Source organism: Cupriavidus sp. HE11, from assembly GCF_056097175.1.
In genome coordinates, this window is record NZ_CP184465.1 from 1,729,491 (window position 1) to 1,745,293 (window position 15,803).

Annotated in this window: 14 protein-coding genes; 5 read left to right on the forward strand and 9 right to left on the reverse strand. The window is 66.6% G+C overall.

All coding sequences use genetic code 11. From position 1 onward, the window contains the following. Positions 1-16: 16 nt before the first annotated feature. The 3 genes from ACOABP_RS25070 to ACOABP_RS25080 are packed head-to-tail and all read right to left on the reverse strand — an operon-like array spanning position 17 to position 3,331. The gene (locus tag ACOABP_RS25070; RefSeq protein WP_474228348.1) at positions 17-1,108 is read right to left on the reverse strand and encodes a porin; all 1,092 of its coding nucleotides are present in this window, start codon (positions 1,106-1,108) and stop codon (positions 17-19) included. Between the two features lie 54 nt (positions 1,109-1,162). Continuing rightward, positions 1,163-2,188, reverse strand: coding sequence for an amidohydrolase family protein (locus ACOABP_RS25075; protein ID WP_474228349.1), 1,026 nt, complete (start codon positions 2,186-2,188; stop codon positions 1,163-1,165). 9 nt (positions 2,189-2,197) lie between these two features. Then, positions 2,198-3,331: a 4-oxalomesaconate tautomerase gene (locus ACOABP_RS25080; protein ID WP_474228350.1), complete on the reverse strand. Its 1,134-nt coding sequence runs from the start codon at positions 3,329-3,331 to the stop codon at positions 2,198-2,200. A gap of 149 nt (positions 3,332-3,480) precedes the next feature. Between ACOABP_RS25080 and ACOABP_RS25085 the strand changes: the two genes are divergently transcribed. The 4 genes from ACOABP_RS25085 (at position 3,481) to ACOABP_RS25100 (ending at position 8,031) form a co-directional block, all read left to right on the forward strand. Next, a complete protein-coding gene (locus ACOABP_RS25085; protein WP_474228351.1) occupies positions 3,481-4,701 on the forward strand; it encodes a LysR family transcriptional regulator in 1,221 nt (406 codons plus the stop codon). Between the two features lie 169 nt (positions 4,702-4,870). Then, complete coding sequence (locus tag ACOABP_RS25090; RefSeq protein ID WP_474228353.1) at positions 4,871-6,199, forward strand: MFS transporter; 1,329 nt, start codon at positions 4,871-4,873, stop codon at positions 6,197-6,199. 11 nt (positions 6,200-6,210) lie between these two features. Next, positions 6,211-7,509 (forward strand): gallate dioxygenase, encoded by a 1,299-nt coding sequence (locus tag ACOABP_RS25095; RefSeq protein WP_474228354.1) that lies wholly within the window; start codon positions 6,211-6,213, stop codon positions 7,507-7,509. Between the two features lie 99 nt (positions 7,510-7,608). Next, complete coding sequence (locus ACOABP_RS25100; protein ID WP_474228355.1) at positions 7,609-8,031, forward strand: rubredoxin; 423 nt, start codon at positions 7,609-7,611, stop codon at positions 8,029-8,031. A 22-nt stretch (positions 8,032-8,053) separates the two neighbouring features. Here the strand turns inward: ACOABP_RS25100 and ACOABP_RS25105 are convergent, their stop codons facing one another. From ACOABP_RS25105 to ACOABP_RS25125, 5 genes are all read right to left on the reverse strand, one after another. Beyond that, positions 8,054-8,407, reverse strand: a complete 354-nt coding sequence (locus tag ACOABP_RS25105; RefSeq protein WP_474228356.1) for a DUF1428 domain-containing protein — start codon at positions 8,405-8,407, stop codon at positions 8,054-8,056. A 120-nt stretch (positions 8,408-8,527) separates the two neighbouring features. Beyond that, entirely contained in the window at positions 8,528-9,457 is a 930-nt protein-coding gene (locus tag ACOABP_RS25110; RefSeq protein WP_474228358.1) for an SMP-30/gluconolactonase/LRE family protein, read from the reverse strand. A 7-nt stretch (positions 9,458-9,464) separates the two neighbouring features. After that, the gene (locus ACOABP_RS25115) at positions 9,465-10,445 is read right to left on the reverse strand and encodes a Bug family tripartite tricarboxylate transporter substrate binding protein (protein ID WP_474228359.1); all 981 of its coding nucleotides are present in this window, start codon (positions 10,443-10,445) and stop codon (positions 9,465-9,467) included. A gap of 158 nt (positions 10,446-10,603) precedes the next feature. Beyond that, entirely contained in the window at positions 10,604-11,584 is a 981-nt protein-coding gene (locus ACOABP_RS25120; RefSeq protein ID WP_474228360.1) for a Bug family tripartite tricarboxylate transporter substrate binding protein, read from the reverse strand. 78 nt (positions 11,585-11,662) lie between these two features. Then, positions 11,663-13,054: an amidase gene (locus tag ACOABP_RS25125; RefSeq protein ID WP_474230541.1), complete on the reverse strand. Its 1,392-nt coding sequence runs from the start codon at positions 13,052-13,054 to the stop codon at positions 11,663-11,665. A gap of 397 nt (positions 13,055-13,451) precedes the next feature. Here ACOABP_RS25125 and ACOABP_RS25130 point away from each other — a divergent pair, with 397 nt between their 5' ends. Continuing rightward, complete coding sequence (locus tag ACOABP_RS25130) at positions 13,452-14,402, forward strand: LysR substrate-binding domain-containing protein (RefSeq protein ID WP_474228361.1); 951 nt, start codon at positions 13,452-13,454, stop codon at positions 14,400-14,402. On the opposite strand, the gene ACOABP_RS25135 is transcribed toward ACOABP_RS25130, so the two are convergent. Next, positions 14,399-15,745 (reverse strand): aromatic acid/H+ symport family MFS transporter, encoded by a 1,347-nt coding sequence (locus ACOABP_RS25135; protein WP_474228362.1) that lies wholly within the window; start codon positions 15,743-15,745, stop codon positions 14,399-14,401. The genes ACOABP_RS25130 and ACOABP_RS25135 overlap by 4 nt on opposite strands. Positions 15,746-15,803: the final 58 nt, after the last annotated feature.

Sequence of the window (15,803 nt, forward strand, 5' to 3'; positions counted from 1 at the left end):
GTGTGTCGCGACGAGGTCAGAAGACGTGTTTGATGCCGAGCATGGCGCCAAGCTGGGTGCCGCCGGCCACGGGGCTGGCGCCGGTCGATGCGCTGTCCACCGACAGGGCGAGCTTGCCGCCGTTGTCGATGTAGCCGAACGTGGAGTACACCGAGGTGCGTTTCGAGAACGCGTAGCTGGCACGCACGGCGCCAAGCCAGGCGCGGTCGGAGCTGTGGAGGTAGTCGAGGTAATACGCCTCGCCCGACAGCGTGATCTGCGGGGTGATGTCGTAGGCAACGCCCGCGTAGTACATGTTGCTGCGCGGCGTGGCCAGTGCGCCGTTGCGGCGCGCCAGCCAGCCGGCGCCGATCTTGGCGTGGCCCACCAGCATGTAGCCGCCGATCGTGGCGCGGTCGTCCTTGAGTTCGCTCGATGTCAGGCCGGCGAATGCGCCCGGGCCGCCACGCAGCGAATCGTAGGCGCCCAGCACGCCCCACCAATTGGTTTCGTAGCCGAGCATGGCCGACCATTCGCGGCAGGTGGTCATGTTGCCCGGGGTCTCGCCCGCGCAGTTGGTGCCAGACGGGCTGGGACCGGCATTGACCGAATCGCGGCCGAAGCTGTAGGTCGCGCCCACCGTGAATCCGCCGAACTTGCCCTTGTAGCCGATGGCATTGTCGGCACGGGCATTGGGCAGGTAGTTGTCGAGCGAGCTGGAGCCATAGGCGTTGGGGCCCAGGATATCGCTGTCGAGCATGGCCCAGAACAGCATCGTGTATTGGCGGCCCAGGCTGATCTGGCCCCAGTTGCCGCTCAGGCCCACCCACGCCTGACGGCCAAACAGGCGGCCGCCCTGGTTGGTGACGCCGCTGTCCGGCGCAAAGCCCGATTCCAGCACGAAGTTGGCCTTCATGCCGCCGCCAAGGTCCTCGGTTCCGCGCAGGCCCCAGCGCGACGGCACGGTGCCGCTCAGGTTGGCCATCTTCACCACGGAATTGCCGGCGGTGCCGACGTGGTTCAGGTACTCGATGCCCGTATCGATAACGCCATACAGCGTCACGGACTGGGCCTGCGCCAGGGCGGGCAGCCCAAGCGCGATCGAAAACGCCAGGTGGCGCAGTTTCATCGTTCTCTCCTCCGTTGATATTCTTGTTCGGTCTGTGCCGCGTATTTCCAGTACTTACATCCCGCGCGCCTTCAGCCGTGCGTCCAGACGGCTATAGATGCGGCGCGCGTTACCTTCGTAGATCAGGTGCCGCTCTTCGGCGGACAACGCGGCCTGGTCGATATAGCGGCGCGTGTCGTCGTAGTAGTGACCGGTTTCGGGGTCGATGCCGCGCACCGCGCCGATCATTTCCGACGCGAACAGCACGTTTTCCACGGGGATCACGCGGGTCAGCAGGTCGATCCCGGGCTGGTGATAGACGCAGGTGTCGAAGAACACGTTGTTCAGCAGATGTTCCTGCAACGGGGGCAGCTTCAGTTCCTGCGCCAGCCCGCGGAAGCGGCCCCAGTGATAAGGCACCGCGCCGCCGCCATGCGGGATCACGAACTTCAGCGTGGGAAATCGCTGGAACAGGTCGCTGGTCAGCACCTGCATGAAGGCCGTGGTGTCGGCGTTCAGATAGTGCGCACCGGTGGTGTGGAAGCACGCATTGCAACTGGTGCTGACGTGGATCATGGCCGGCACGTCCAGCTCCACCATCTTTTCGTAGATCGGGAACCAGTACGGATCGGACAGCGGCGGCGATGTCCAGTGGCCGCCAGACGGGTCGGGATTCAGGTTCACGCCGACAAAGCCGTACTCCAGCACGCAGCGTTCCAGCTCGGCCACGCAGGTCCGCGTATCCACGCCCGGCGACTGGGGCAGCATGGCGGCGCCCACGAAGTGGTCGGGAAACAGTTCGCTGACGCGATGGCACAGCGTGTTGCAGATGGCGGCCCAGGTGGCGCTGGTTTCGAAGTTGCCGATGTGGTGCGCCATGAACGACGCGCGCGGCGAGAAGATGGTCAGGTCGGCGCCGCGCTCGCGCATCAGGCGCAGCTGGTTGCCTTCGATGGCCTCGCGCAACTCGTCGTCGCCGATGTGCAGGTCGCTGACGGACGGCGCCTGATCGGGCGCGGCAAGGGACGCAATCTGGCGCTGGCGCCAGGCTTCCAGTGTCTTCGGGGCGGTGGTGAAGTGCCCGTGGCAATCAATGATCATGAACAAGGCTCAAAGGGGCCAGGCGCTGGCCGGAACCAGCACCTCGCCGCGCATGATGGGACGCGCCGTACGGATCAGCGCGCTGCGAAGGATCGTGCCGGGGTCGGCGGGATCGGTTTCGAGTTCGACGGCGAATTCGCCGGTGGGGTGTTCGACGCTGATTGCATGGACCGGGCCGCAGGCGACGACTGCCACGCCGGCGGCGACGCTGCCAGGCAGCACGCAGGCAGTGCCAACCGTGATGGCCGCCAGTACGCCGATGGCGTCATGGCAGACGCGCGGGATAAAGCAGCGCGTGCCAATGCTGCCGCCGGCGCGCGGCGCGGCGATCAGGCACATCTTCGGGTAGCTCTTCTGCGCCACGTTGCCCAGGCCCATCGATTCGCCGGCAACCAGGCGCAATGCCTCGATGCGCTGCTTCAGCGTGTTGTCTGCGTTCAGTTCGGCCACGCTTTCCCGGGCGGTGCGGCCAAGGTCCACCGCGCGCATCAGCACCATCGGCATGCCGTTGTCGATCAGCGTGGCCTCGATGGTGAGCGGCTTCCCGTTTTCCGGATCGATGATGGTCAGCTTGTCCACGGCATTGCCCGTGGGCAGCAGCGCGTGGCATACCGAGCCGGCCGTGTCGAGAAAATCGATCACGATGGGCGCCGCCGTGCCGGGCGCGCCGTCGATGCGGGCATCGCCCCCAAAGCGGGGTACGCCCCGTGGCGTTTGCATCGTGACGTCGCACAGCATGCCGGTATTGCGCGTCAGCACGCGGGCACGCGTGATGCCGTCCTGTGGTGCCACCAGGCCGCGCTCGATGGCGTAAGGCAGTACGGCGGCCAGCATGTTGCCGCAGTTGGGCGTGGTGTCCACGGTGTCGGCATTGGGCTGCAGCTGCGCGAACGTGAAGTCGAGATCGGCCTGCCCCGGCAGGCCGCGCGCCACGATGCCGGCCTTGCTGGTCAGCGGATGCGCGCCACCGAGTCCATCGATCTGGCGCGGATCGGGGCTGCCCATGGCCGCCAGCAGCACGCGATCGCGCGTGGCTGTGTCGGCCGGAAGATCGCTGGCCAGGAAGAACGGCCCGCGCGACGTGCCACCCCGCATCAGGGTGCAGGGGATGGCGCGCAGGTCGGAATCAAGGCAGGGCGTCATGGCAGGTGGCGCAGGCAGGCTCGGGCGTTTGTCAGGTGCCCGCAGTATCAGCGCCCGGTACAAGTCCTTGGTTGCGATGTCGCGGGACAATTGTTCTAATCTGCTTATCGCCCGTAGGCGCCATGCCACACCGATACGACAATAGCGATATGGAGACAGTCAGCCTGCATCACCTGCATGTATTTGCCGGCGTGGCCGCAGCCGGGGGCGTGCGCCGCTCGTCCGAATCGCTGCATCGCGCTTCGTCGGCCATTGCGCGCTCGGTGGCGGCGCTGGAGCAGACGCTGGGTGTGGCACTGTTCGAGCGCAAGGGCCGGGGCATGCTGCTGACGCGCGCCGGCGAGATCGTGCTGGAGCGTGCCCGCCATATCGAGGCGGCGTTGCGCGAGGTGCGCGAGGAAGCCGTGCGGCTGCGCATCCGGCCCGGGGTAACCGTCGCCAGCCTGGAAGCGCTGCACAACGAGCGCCGCCTGGAGGTGGCCGTGATGCTGGCGGAGGTACACCATATGCCGAGCGTGGCGGCGTCGGTAGGCGTCTCGCAATCGGCGGTAAGCCAGGCCATTGCCAGGCTGGAGGATGCGCTGGGCCAGCCCATATTCACGCGGACCGCGCGAGGCATGGTGCCAACCGATGCGGGCAGCCGGTGGGTGGTGCGCTTCGAGCGGGCACTGGCCGAACTGCGCCATATCCGGGCCGACATTGCTGCACTGCAAGGTGTGCTGGAAGGTGCGGTGACCATCGGCGCCTTGCCGCTGGGCCGCACGCTGCTGATGCCGGTGGCCATCGCCGACGTCCACCGACGCCATCCACGGCTGCGCTTCCGTTCGCTGGAGAGCCCCTACGAGGAACTGACCGCTGGCCTGCTCAGCGGGCGGATCGACTTCATCCTCGGCGCATTGCGGCCGCATCCGTCGCAGGGCCTGGCGACGGAAGTCCTGTTTGCCGACCGTATCGCGCTGATTGCGCGGGCGTCGCATCCGTTGGCCAGTCGCAAGCGCGTCACGCTGGCCGATCTGGAACCCTATCCGTGGGTGCTGTCGCGTGCTGCCTCACCATCGCGGCAGGCGCTGGATGACGTATTTGCATCGCGCGGCCTGCCGCTGCCCCAGCCGCTGGTGGAAACGGGCGACCTGGCGCTGGTGCGCGGACTGCTTCTGCAGGGCGACCTGGTTACCGCGCTGTCGGCGCACCAGTTGCACCACGAGATCGAGGCCGGGTGGCTGGTCGAACTGGACCTGCCGCTGCCCGACACCACGCGCAGCATCGGCATCACCACGCGCGCCGGCGCGCGCCTGTCCCCGGGCGCGGACGCCCTGATCGCCGCGCTGCGGCACGCCAGCCAATCCATGGAAACCCCAGTCGATAAGTAAAAGGCAACGCGGGCCGCCCCACAAAGCAATACTGCGGGCGTTGCCCAAACGTAGACTGCCGTTGCCGTGCACAAGGAGGTGCGCGGCGAGCCGCCAATGCGGCGATTAGCTTATTGATAACAAGATTCCGCTGCGGCCTGCACGGCGGAACCATGCCAGGAGACGGCACATGACCACCCAACGGCTCGATATCCGGGCTCATATCAACGAACGAAAGATGTCCGGCTACCAGTGGCTGTTGCTGGCGCTGTGTTTCATGATCGTGGCTACGGACGGCATCGACGTCGCGATCATGGGCTTCCTGGCCCCGGGCATCACCAAGGAATGGGGCATTTCGAAGGCCGCGTTCGGCGTGGTGATGAGCGCGGCGCCGATCGGCCTGGCTATCGGTGCGCTGCTGGTGGGCCCGATGTCCGACCGCTTCGGCCGCAAGAAGCTGCTGATCGGATCGGTCTTCCTGTTCGGCGTGTTCAACCTGCTGTGCGCGTTCGCGGAGAACACCACGCAACTGTCGCTGCTGCGCTTCCTGACCGGCCTGGGGCTCGGTGCGGCGATGCCGAGTACCACCACGCTGCTGTCCGAGTACGTGCCCGAGCGTTCGCGCAGCATGCTGCTTGCCACGATGTTCACGGGCTTCAACCTGGGCTCTGCGCTGGTCGGCTTCGGTGCTGCCGCGATCCTGCCTGAGCATGGCTGGCGCGCGGTGCTGGTCGTTGGTGGCGCGATTCCGCTGGTTTGCCTGCCGCTGTACATCCTGCTGGTTCCAGAGTCGGCGCGCTTCCTGGTGGCACGCAATGCATCGCCTGAACGCATTGCACGTACGCTGCGGCGTGTGGTGGGCGGCGATATCGCCGAAGGCACGACCTTCACGATCAGCGAACCCGCCGTGCCGGGCAAGCAGCCGGTACGCACGCTGCTGTCGACGGGCTACCGTGGCATGACGCTGGCGCTGTGGGTGACCTATTTCATGGGCCTGCTGGTGATCTACCTGCTCAGCGGCTGGCTACCCACGCTGATCAAGGACGCGGGCCTGCCGATCGAACGTGCCGCCAACCTGACCGCGCTGTTCCAGCTGGGCGGCACCGTCGGGGCGCTGGTGGTGGGATACTGCATGGACCGCTTTGCGCCGCATCGCGTGATTGGCGTGGCGTATGTGACGGGCGCGGTATTCATCCTGCTGCTGGCTTCGGGCAGCGTGATGTCGTCGATGTTCGCGGCTTATGTGCTGCTGGCGGGATTCTGCATGAGCGGCGCGCAGACCGGCCTCAACGCGTTCGCACCGCAGTGCTACCCCACGCTCGTGCGTGCCACCGGTGTCAGCTGGATGCTCGGCATCGGCCGCTTCGGCAGTATCACGGGCTCGATGGCCGGTGGTGTGCTGCTGTCGATGGGCTGGAGCTTCAGCGCGGTGATTGCCATCCTGGCCATTCCAGCCACCATCGCCGCGATTTCCATTGTTTCGACCAAGCGGGCACAGCCTCGCGCGGTCACAGCCTGACGTACTGACTCATGGCCACCATCATCGGCGCAATCGCCTCATCCCATACGCCCACCATCGGCTTTGCGCTGGACGCGGGCAAGCAGCAGGACCCCGCATGGGCCCCGATTTTCGCGGCGTATGCGCCGGTGAGCGAGTGGCTGCAGCAAAAGAAGCCCGACGTGCTGCTGGTGATCTACAACGATCACGTCACGTCGTTCTTCTTCGATCACTACTCGGCCTTTGCGCTGGGCATCGGCGAGAAGTACCACGCCGCCGACGAGGGCGGTGGCCCGCGCAACCTGCCGCCGGCATACGGGCACGTCGAACTGGCCCGGCACGTGGGCGCATCGCTGGTGGCCGACGAATTCGACATGTCGTTCTTCCAGGACAAGCCGCTCGATCACGGCTGCTTTTCGCCGATGTCGGTGATGCTGCCGCACGACGGTGCATGGCCGGTGAAGATCCTGCCGCTGCAGGTGGGCGTGCTGCAGTTCCCGGCACCGTCCGCGCGCCGCTGCTTCAAGCTTGGCCAGGCGATTCGCCGCGCCGTGGAAAGCTATCCCGAGGATCTCAAGGTGGCGATCGTCGCCACGGGCGGACTGTCGCACCAGGTGCATGGCGAGCGTGCCGGCTTCAACAACACCGAATGGGACCACGAGTTTCTTGACCTGTTCGAGCGCGAGCCCCAGAAGCTGCTGGACATCACGCACGCCGAATTCGCAAGGCGCGGTGGTTTCGAGAGCGCCGAGGTGGTGATGTGGATGGTGATGCGTGGCGCGATGGGCGACGTGCGCTGCCTGCATCGCGACTACTACCTGCCGTCGATGACCGGCATTGCCGTGGCGGTGTACGAGAACGCGGCCACCGAGGATGCCGGCGTCGTGGCCGCGCGGTCGGCACAGCAGCGCGAGCTTATCGGCCATCAGCTCAAGGGCATCGATGACCTCGAAGGAACGTACCCGTTCACGCTTGAACGCAGCGTGCGCGCATATCGCATCAACAGCTACCTGCACCAGCTGATCGACCCGGCATTCCGCGAGCGGTTCCGCAGCGATCCGGTGTCCACCTACGACGCGGCCGGCCTGACTGACGAAGAGCGCGACCTGATCACGCGGCGCGACTGGCGCGGCATGATTCACTACGGCGTGATTTTCTTCCTGCTGGAAAAGCTGGGCGCGGTCAGCGGGGTGTCGAACCTGCACATCTATGCGGCCATGCGCGGGCAGTCGCTGGAAGACTTCCAGAAGACGCGCAATGCCCCTGGCGCGCTGTATTCGGTGGCCGGCAGCGCGGGAAGCGGCGCGCAGTGGGCGGGCGGCAAGCCGTAAGGCTCTCCGCGGCATCCGGAAGACTTGAAGTTCTGCGAACGGGCCCCATCTGGGGCCTGTTTGCTTTCCTCAAGTCACTACGTTTTTAACAGCCCCCGCATGTACACGAAAGGCACTTCCGTCGAAATCCAGTTTCCCCCGCAACGCCTGAACGACGCCGCCGGCGACCCGTATTGGGTGGACCTGTCGATCGACGAGGCGCAGGCGCTGCTTGAACGCCTGCAGACGCATCTGGCCCAGGCCACCGAAGGCACGGCCGCGCCGCTGGTGTTCGGCCTCGAAGGGCCGGGCGCGCCGGCACCCGAGGCCGCCCCGGTGCCGGGCGGGCAGCCGGCGCCGGCTGCGGCCGAGGCCGAGTTCAAGCAATGGGTCTGCATTATCTGCGGCTGGGTCTACGACGAGGCGGCCGGGTTGCCCGAAGACGGCATCGCGCCCGGCACGCGCTGGGAAGACATTCCGGACGACTGGCGTTGCCCGGAATGCGATGTGGGCAAGGAAGATTTCGCGATGGTGGAGTTCTGAGCCGTCCCGGCTCCTTCCTCGGCTAGGCGTCCACGATCACCTCGAAGCCGCCGTAGATCATCCGCTGGCCATCGAACGGCATCGGATCCATGCCTTCCTTGAGGCGTGGGTCCTGCATCGCCGCAGCCATGCCGGTGTCGCGCTTTTCCTTTGACGGCCACCAGATCCACGAGAACACCACGCTCTCGTCGTCCTTGCGCTGCACGGCCATCGTGAACGATGTGACCTTGCCTTCGGGCACGTCGTCGCCCCAGCACTCCACCACCTTCAGCGCGCCGTGCTCCTTGAATACCGCCGATGCCTTTTGCGCCACCTGACGGTAGGTGTCACGGTTGGCGTTGGGCACGGCCAGCAAGAATCCGTCGATATATGCCATCTGGAAGACTCCTTTCGTCCGCTTTTGTGGCGTCCGATGGGTTGGGCAGGGCCTTCCAAAGATAGTGCATTGGCGGGGCCGCTGGATGACAGCGGCCGGCAGCCCGCCTGGCGGCAGGGTTCAATCCTTCGCGCCATTCCCGAACAACACTGCCCCCACCCCCGGCAACTCCGCTTCCAGCACGGTGCCGCTGGCCGATTCGGTCATCACCAGGCGATTCGTGCCGGGCCGGAATGCCACGTTGGTCACCGTGCCGCCCAGCGGGCTGCGCACGAAATGGGTACACCAGCCGTGCGCGTCGATGACGAATGCGCCGCCCAGGCTGGCGTGGGCCACTACCAGCCGGCCGTCGGCGTCCATCGCCAGGCCGTCGGGGCCGCTGGTGCCGAAGAAGGTCTGGAAGGCGCCCGCTTTCGATACCGATCCATCGGGCAGCAGCGGCATGCGCCAGACCGCGTTGCCGCGCGTGGCAGCCACGAACAGGAAGCGGCCCGATGGGTCGAGGACGATGCCGTTGGGGCTGGGCACGTTGGACAGCAGCAGGTCGAGCTGGCCGGACGGGCGCAGCCGGTAGACGCGGCCGGACGGATCGTGCAGGCCGGTCTGGCCCTGATCGGTGAAATACAGGTTGCCCTGCGCGTCGAATGTCAGGTCGTTGACGCCCTTGAAGCTCTCCGAATTGCGATGGCCGAGCGCCACTTCGACATCGCCACGGCCCGGGGTCATCCGCAGGATGCCGCGGCGATAGTCGGCAATCCACAGGCTGCCGTCGCTGTGCAGCGCGATGCCGTTGGGCCAGCCTGCGGTATCGCCGACGAAATGCCACTGCAGGTCGGGCGTGATGCGGAACAGCCGGCCGTGCGGAATGTCGGTCAGGTACAGGTTGCCCTGCCGGTCGAAGGTCGGACCTTCAAGGAAGCTGTCGGCGATCTGTCCGGGCTTGTTCGCGTCGGCCCAGGCGCTGCGCTGGGGCAGCCGCAGCGGGTCGGGCATGCGCGTCAGCACGCGCGCTTCAATGATCTGTGGGGGCGTGAAGTTGACGTTCCACATGGCGATGTCAGTCTGCCTTGATGTTGGCGGCCTTGATCACCGCGGCCCAGCGCTTGATCTCGTCGTCGACCAATTTGGTCGCCTGCGCGGGCGTGGTGCCTTCGGGGTCGAGGCCTTGCGATTGCAACTGCTTCCTGACCTCGGGCGTGTTGACGGCCGCCACGATGTCCTTGTTCAGACGGTCGATCACTGGCTGCGGCGTGCCGGCCGGGGCCGAGAACGCCACCCAGTACTTCATCACCATCCTGGGCATACCCACTTCCGGTGCGGCCGGCACGTCAGGCAGCACGGGCGAGCGCACATCGTTGGCCAGCATCAGCGCGCGCAGCTTGCCGCTCTTGATGTACTGCAGCGCCGTCGGCAGCGACGTGATCAGCGCCTGGATCTGGCCGCCCATCACGTCCTGCAGCGCAGCACCGGCGCCACGATAGGGCACGTGTACCAGGTTGATGCCGGCCACGCTGTTGAACAGCGCCCCACCCAGGTGGGTATTGGTGCCGTTGCCGCCCGAACCATAGTAGTACTTGCCCGGGTTGGCCTTGGCCAGTGCGATAAACTCCTGCACCGTCTTCGCGGGCACGCCGGGATTGACCACCAGCACGTGCGGCACCGACGCCACCACAGAGATATGGCGGAACGCGGTCTTCGGATCGAACGGCAGCAGCTTGGGCTGCAATGTTGCCGCGATGGCGTAGGACATCTCCATGGTCAGCAGCGTGTAGCCGTCCGGATTGGCGCGCGCTGCCGTGCTCCATCCGATCACGCCGCCCCCGCCGGTACGGTTGTCCACCACCGTGCTGGTGCCATTGGCGCTCATGCCCGTGGTAACCAGGCGCGTGATCAGGTCGGCCGAGCCGCCCACGGCGTACGGCACGATCACCGTGATCGGCCTGGAGGGGAAGGAATCGGCGGCAATGGCTTGGATGGGGGCCACCATTGCACTGGCGGCGGCCAGCGCAACGGCACCCAGGAAGGCGCGGCGTGTCATGGAGTCTCCTGCAGCATCTGGAATTTTTACGTTCTATTAGTTAGAACGTTGTTCCGTTAATGCTGCGCCGAAAGGTCGAGACTTGTCAAGCCGCGGGGGGATGCCGCTTTTCGCGGCGCATAGGAAGAGAGCCCGGCGGCGATGCCGCCGGGCCTGCATCAATCCGCCTTGATATTGGCGGCCTCGGCAATCTTCTTCAGTCGCGGAATTTCGGTGCTGACGCGTTTCGCGTAGTCGGCGGCGGTGCCGTACTCGGGCTCGAATCCGTTGGCCGTCATGCTTTTGCGCATCTCGGGGTCTTTCATGACAGCCGCCAGCGCGCCTTCGAGCTTTTGCCTGACCGGCGCCGGCAGCCCCTTGGGACCGACCACCGCAAACCACGTCGACAGATTGACGTCCGGATACCCGCTTTCGATCGCGGTCGGCACGTCAGGCAGCAGGGCCGAGCGCGTGGCCGAAGTCAGCGCCAGCGCCTTTACCTTGCCGGCCTTGACCATCGGCGCGGCTGCCACCACGGTATCGACGGTGAGCGGAATCTGGTTGCCGATCAGGTCGGTCATGGCTGGCGAGCTGCCTTTGTACGGCACGTGCAGCATGCGCAGGCCGGTGGCGGCGTTGATCATCTCGCCGGCAAAGTGCGCGGTGGTGCCCGCGCCGAACGAACCATAGGTCAGGGCCGAGGCATTTTTCGAATTGGCCACCAGCTCCTTGAGCGAGTTCGCCTTTACCGCCGGGTTGGCCAGCAACACCAGCCCGGTCGAGCCAACCAGGCCGATGGCATCGAAGCTCTTGAGCGAGTCGTACGGCAGCTTCGAGTAGGTGACCGGGTTGATCGTGAAGGTAGTGGCCGCACTCAGCAGCAGGGTGTAGCCATCCGGCGCCGACTTGGCGACGTAGTCGGCCCCGACGATGGTGCCGGCGCCTGCGCGGTTTTCCACCACGACCGAGGCATTGAGCGTTTCGGTCAGTTTCTTGGCGAGCAGCCGGCCCAATACATCGGTGGACCCGCCCGGCGTGAATGGCACCACCAGCTTGATCGGCTTGTCCGGATAGGTCTCGGCAATGGCCGGCGCGGCGGCAACACATGCGCTGGCGAGCAGACAGGCCCGGCCCCAGCGGTTCATCGATCTTCCAACCATGCTTCTCCTTTCGGTGACGTAACAAGACAGGATGCAATGCAGCAGGCGGCGGGCAGGCGCCCCAGGGCGCCGGACACGCTACATGCCAGGCGGGCGCCGCCGGCCGGCCGGATTGGCGCGCTCCAGCATGCGCGCGAAAGCCAGCAGGTTGTGCTCGCCGCGATACTTGCCCACGATCTGCAGCCCGACCGGCAGGCCGCTGTCAGTGAATGCACAAGGCAGCGACAGGGCCGGGTGGCCGGTGATCGTGATCCGGTAGCACGAGCGCATCCAGGCGATGTAGCTTTCCATGGGTACGCCGGCAATCTCGGCCGGGTATTCGGTCTCTACCGGAAACGGTAGCACCTGCGACACCGGCGCGATCAGGAAATCGTATTGCTCCAGCAGCGCCTGCATGCGCGCGAACAGCCGCGTGCGGGCGCGCTCGGCTTCGGCCACGGCAGCGCCGTCCAGGGACAGGCCCAGGTCCACGTTCCAGCGTACTGTTTCCTTGATCCGTTCGCCATGTTCGGCACGCACCGGGCCGTAGCTTGTGGCAAAGGCCAGCGCGCGGAAGACTTCGAAGGCATGGTCGGCGCCGGTGAAGTCGGGCTCGGCTTCATCGACCACGCAACCGAGCGATTCGCACATGCGCACGCCTTCGTCCAGCGCGCGGCGCACGGCGGGGGCAAACGGCAGCCCGCCCAGCGTGGGGCTCACGGCCACGCGCAGGCCCTTGCACGACATCTCTGGCAGATCGGCAAACCGGGCGCCGCTCCCGCCGACCGAAAGCGGATCGGCGGCGGTTTCGCCGGCAATGACGCTCATCAGCAGCGCCACGTCCGACACGGTGCGACCCATGGGGCCGCCCACCGTCTGCGTATTGAATGCGAAGGCCGATGGCGTCATCGGCACGCGGCCCATCGACGGGCGCAAGCCGACGATATTGCAGAAGCTGGCCGGATTGCGCAGCGAACCGCCCATGTCGGAGCCGTCCGCCAGCGCCACCATGCCTGCAGCCAGCGCGGCCGCACTGCCGCCGCTGCTGCCGCCGGCCGATACGCCATGGCGATACGGATTGTGCGTCGCGCCAAACAGCGTGTTGAACGTGTGCGAGCCGGCGCCGAATTCCGGCAGGTTGGTCTTGCCCAGCGTGATGGCCCCGGCGGCCTTCTGGCGCGCCACCACTGCGCTGTCGTGCGCCGGCACGAAATCGCGATAGGCCTCGGACCCCAGCGTCGTCCGTACCCCGGCCGTCAGGTACGAATCCTTGTGCGCCACGGGCAGGCCGAACAGCGGGCCCGGCTGATGTCCGGCGGCAAGCGCCACGTCGGCGGCGGCGGCCTCGATGCGCGCCACATCGAACGTCTGCGTGATGATCGCGTTCACCGCCGGGTTGACCCGTTCGATCTGGGCGATATGGGCTTCGATGACTTCGCTGACGGACACTTCGCGGGTACGGATGGCGCGGGCCATCGATACGGCGTCCATGAAACAGATTTCGCTCACTGCACGGGTCTCCTTTTCTTGTCGGCGATGGCAACGATACCGCCGCCAGGCGTGGCGTGGCACAGCTGCGTGGCCACAGGGTGTCCGGAACATGACAGCGATGGGCATGCCAGCGCGCAGATCGCGGCACACGATTGGCGCGCGCTGCGCCATCAATCGCTCGCGGCCGGTGCAAAGACGGCACATGTTGCCAGCCGCACGCCGGAATCCGCACGATGCCGGCACCAGAAACGGGCGCTGGCGCTGCAAGGGACCTTTCTAAAATTGGCAACGGAGTTGCCGTCCGGAACGTATGATGTGGAAAGCAGCATCTCGGTAAAAACCCGCCCCCAAGACTTCCCCCGAGCTTCTCCCCGAAGCATCGCCCCCGAAAGCCGCCATGAAACTGACGTCGATCCACGCCGTGCCGCTGGCCTATTTTCTTGAAGTGGCGCAGACCGGTTCGCTCTCTGCCGCCTCGAAGACACTGCACGTTGCGGTGTCGGCGATCAGCCGGCAGATCGCGCGGCTTGAAGAGGAACTTGGCGTGGTGCTGTTCGACCGCGAGCCGCGCGGCATGCGGCTGACCGAGGCCGGTCGCGTGGTGCAGCAGTACGGACGGCGCGCGTTCCTGGATGCGGAGACGCTGCAGGCCGACCTGCAGGGCCTGTTGAGCCTGACGCACAGCACCGTGCGCGTGGCGTGTACCGAAGGGTTTGCCAGGGAGTACGTGCCGACGCTGATCGCGTCATTCCAGCGGCGCTACCCGGGCGTGGCGTTCGCGCTGGAAGTGGTGACGGCGGCAGAGGCAACGCGGCTGGTGCGCGAAGGCGAGGTCGACATCGCCCTGACCTTCGCGATTGCGGACCAGGACGGTATCGCGGTGGAATACTCCGAGGTGGCACCGGTGTTTGCTTGCGTCAGCCGGAACCATCCCATCGCGGGCATGGCGCGCGTGCCGCTGCGCGAACTGGTGACGCACCCGCTGGTGCTGCCCAGCCCCGTGCATACGTTGCGGCAGCTGTTCGACCTGGCCTGCAGCCTGGAAGGGCTGCGGCCCAATGTGCTGCTGACCAGCAATTCGCTGGGCGCGCTCGTGGCCTACCAGAACCACGTGGATGTGGTGTACCTGACCGGTTCGCTGGCGGTGCGCAATACGCTGCGGGCAGACCGCCGCGTGCTGGTCCCCATCGTCGGCCGGGCGATGCAGCAGCGTGCACTGCAGATCCAGACCATGGCGGGGCGCCACCTGCCGCCGGCAGTGCGGGCGTTTGCCGATGCGTTGCGGCTGGATGCCGGCAAGCGGCGGCGCGCCGTGCCCGCCGAACGGCGTGCGAGGACGGGCGGCTAGCCCGCCGCCAGTTCGCGGGCGACGCCTGCGCGCCGCACGATGCCCAGCGACAGCATCGTCGCGCCGGCTACCACGGCGGGGATGCCAACCAGCACGAACAGTGCCGGCATCGTCAGCCCCATCGACAGCATCGTCGCACCGCCTACCGATCCCACTACCGAGCCGAAGCGTCCCACGCCGTTGGCCCAGCTGACGCCGGTGGCGCGGCAATCGGTGGGGTAGTAGCCGGCCGACAGCGCATTGGCGCCCACCTGCGATCCGGAGATGCAGAAGCCGGCCAGGAACACCGCGCAGCCCGCCGCCACCGGCGCGCCTGCCAGGCTGCCGATGGCGGCCACGAACACGCCGGCCAGCGCGTAGCTGACGGCCAGCACATAGTGCGGATTGACACGGTCCATCAGCCAGCCGAGCACGATGGCACCCACGGTGCCGCCCACCTGGAACATCGTGGTGACCAGCGCGGCGGTGGTCAGCGACATGCCCGTGCCGCGCAGCAGTGTCGGCAGCCAGCTGGACAGCAGGTAGATCACCAGCAGGCTCATGAAGAACGTCAGCCACAGCAGCAGCGTGCCGCGCAGCAGTTCCGGCTTGAACAGGTGCCGCACCGGCGAGACGTGCGTGCCGGGCTTTTCGGCGACCACGAAGGTCGTGTACTGGAGGTCCGCGTCGGGCGCGATGCGGCGCAGCGTGGCGCGCACGCGGTTGTTGTCCCGGCCCTTGACCACCAGGTAGCGCACCGATTCGGGCAGCATGCGGATCAGCAGCACGCTCAGCACCAGTGGCAGCACGCCGCCGATCAGCAGCACCGATCGCCAGCCAAAGGCCTCGATCAGTGCGGCAGACGCCAGCCCGCCCAGTGCCGAGCCGACCGTAAAGCCGCAGAACATCGTCGTCACCAGGAACGAGCGGCGCTTGTCGGGGCAAAACTCCGACGTCAGCGTGATTGCGTTGGGCATGGCACCGCCCAGGCCCAGGCCGGTCAGGAAGCGCAGCGCAATCAGTTCCCACAATCCCGGCGACCAGGCCGATGCCAGGCTGGCGGCGCCGAAACACAGCACCGACACCACCAGGACAGTCTTGCGGCCGAAGCGGTCTGCCAGCGGGCCGAACAGGAATGCGCCGGCCATCAGGCCGCCCAGGCCCGCGCCGAACAGTGGCGCCAGGTGCGCCGGGGTGAGCTGCCACTCGGCGCGGATGGCCGGGGCGATAAAGCCGATGGCGGCGGTGTCGAAGCCGTCGATGGCAACGATCAGGAAGCACAGCACGACGATCGTCACCTGGAATGCGGACAGCGGCTGGCGATCGATGAACGTGGTCACGTTCAACGTGGATTTGGCGGACATGTTGTCTCCTCCGGAAAGCCGGGGGTGGGATGGGATGTGCGAGGCGGCTCTGGTGGCC

Bases quoted from the DNA above. Each gene is read 5' to 3' on its own strand.
- ACOABP_RS25070 (WP_474228348.1), bottom strand. From the start codon at position 1,108: ATGAAACTGCGCCACCTGGCGTTTTCGATCGCGCTTGGGCTGCCCGCC.
- ACOABP_RS25075 (WP_474228349.1), bottom strand. From the start codon at position 2,188: ATGATCATTGATTGCCACGGGCACTTCACCACCGCCCCGAAGACACTG.
- ACOABP_RS25080 (WP_474228350.1), bottom strand. From the start codon at position 3,331: ATGACGCCCTGCCTTGATTCCGACCTGCGCGCCATCCCCTGCACCCTG.
- ACOABP_RS25085 (WP_474228351.1), top strand. From the start codon at position 3,481: ATGGAGACAGTCAGCCTGCATCACCTGCATGTATTTGCCGGCGTGGCC.
- ACOABP_RS25090 (WP_474228353.1), top strand. From the start codon at position 4,871: ATGACCACCCAACGGCTCGATATCCGGGCTCATATCAACGAACGAAAG.
- ACOABP_RS25095 (WP_474228354.1), top strand. From the start codon at position 6,211: ATGGCCACCATCATCGGCGCAATCGCCTCATCCCATACGCCCACCATC.
- ACOABP_RS25100 (WP_474228355.1), top strand. From the start codon at position 7,609: ATGTACACGAAAGGCACTTCCGTCGAAATCCAGTTTCCCCCGCAACGC.
- ACOABP_RS25105 (WP_474228356.1), bottom strand. From the start codon at position 8,407: ATGGCATATATCGACGGATTCTTGCTGGCCGTGCCCAACGCCAACCGT.
- ACOABP_RS25110 (WP_474228358.1), bottom strand. From the start codon at position 9,457: ATGTGGAACGTCAACTTCACGCCCCCACAGATCATTGAAGCGCGCGTG.
- ACOABP_RS25115 (WP_474228359.1), bottom strand. From the start codon at position 10,445: ATGACACGCCGCGCCTTCCTGGGTGCCGTTGCGCTGGCCGCCGCCAGT.
- ACOABP_RS25120 (WP_474228360.1), bottom strand. From the start codon at position 11,584: ATGGTTGGAAGATCGATGAACCGCTGGGGCCGGGCCTGTCTGCTCGCC.
- ACOABP_RS25125 (WP_474230541.1), bottom strand. From the start codon at position 13,054: ATGGACGCCGTATCGATGGCCCGCGCCATCCGTACCCGCGAAGTGTCC.
- ACOABP_RS25130 (WP_474228361.1), top strand. From the start codon at position 13,452: ATGAAACTGACGTCGATCCACGCCGTGCCGCTGGCCTATTTTCTTGAA.
- ACOABP_RS25135 (WP_474228362.1), bottom strand. From the start codon at position 15,745: ATGTCCGCCAAATCCACGTTGAACGTGACCACGTTCATCGATCGCCAG.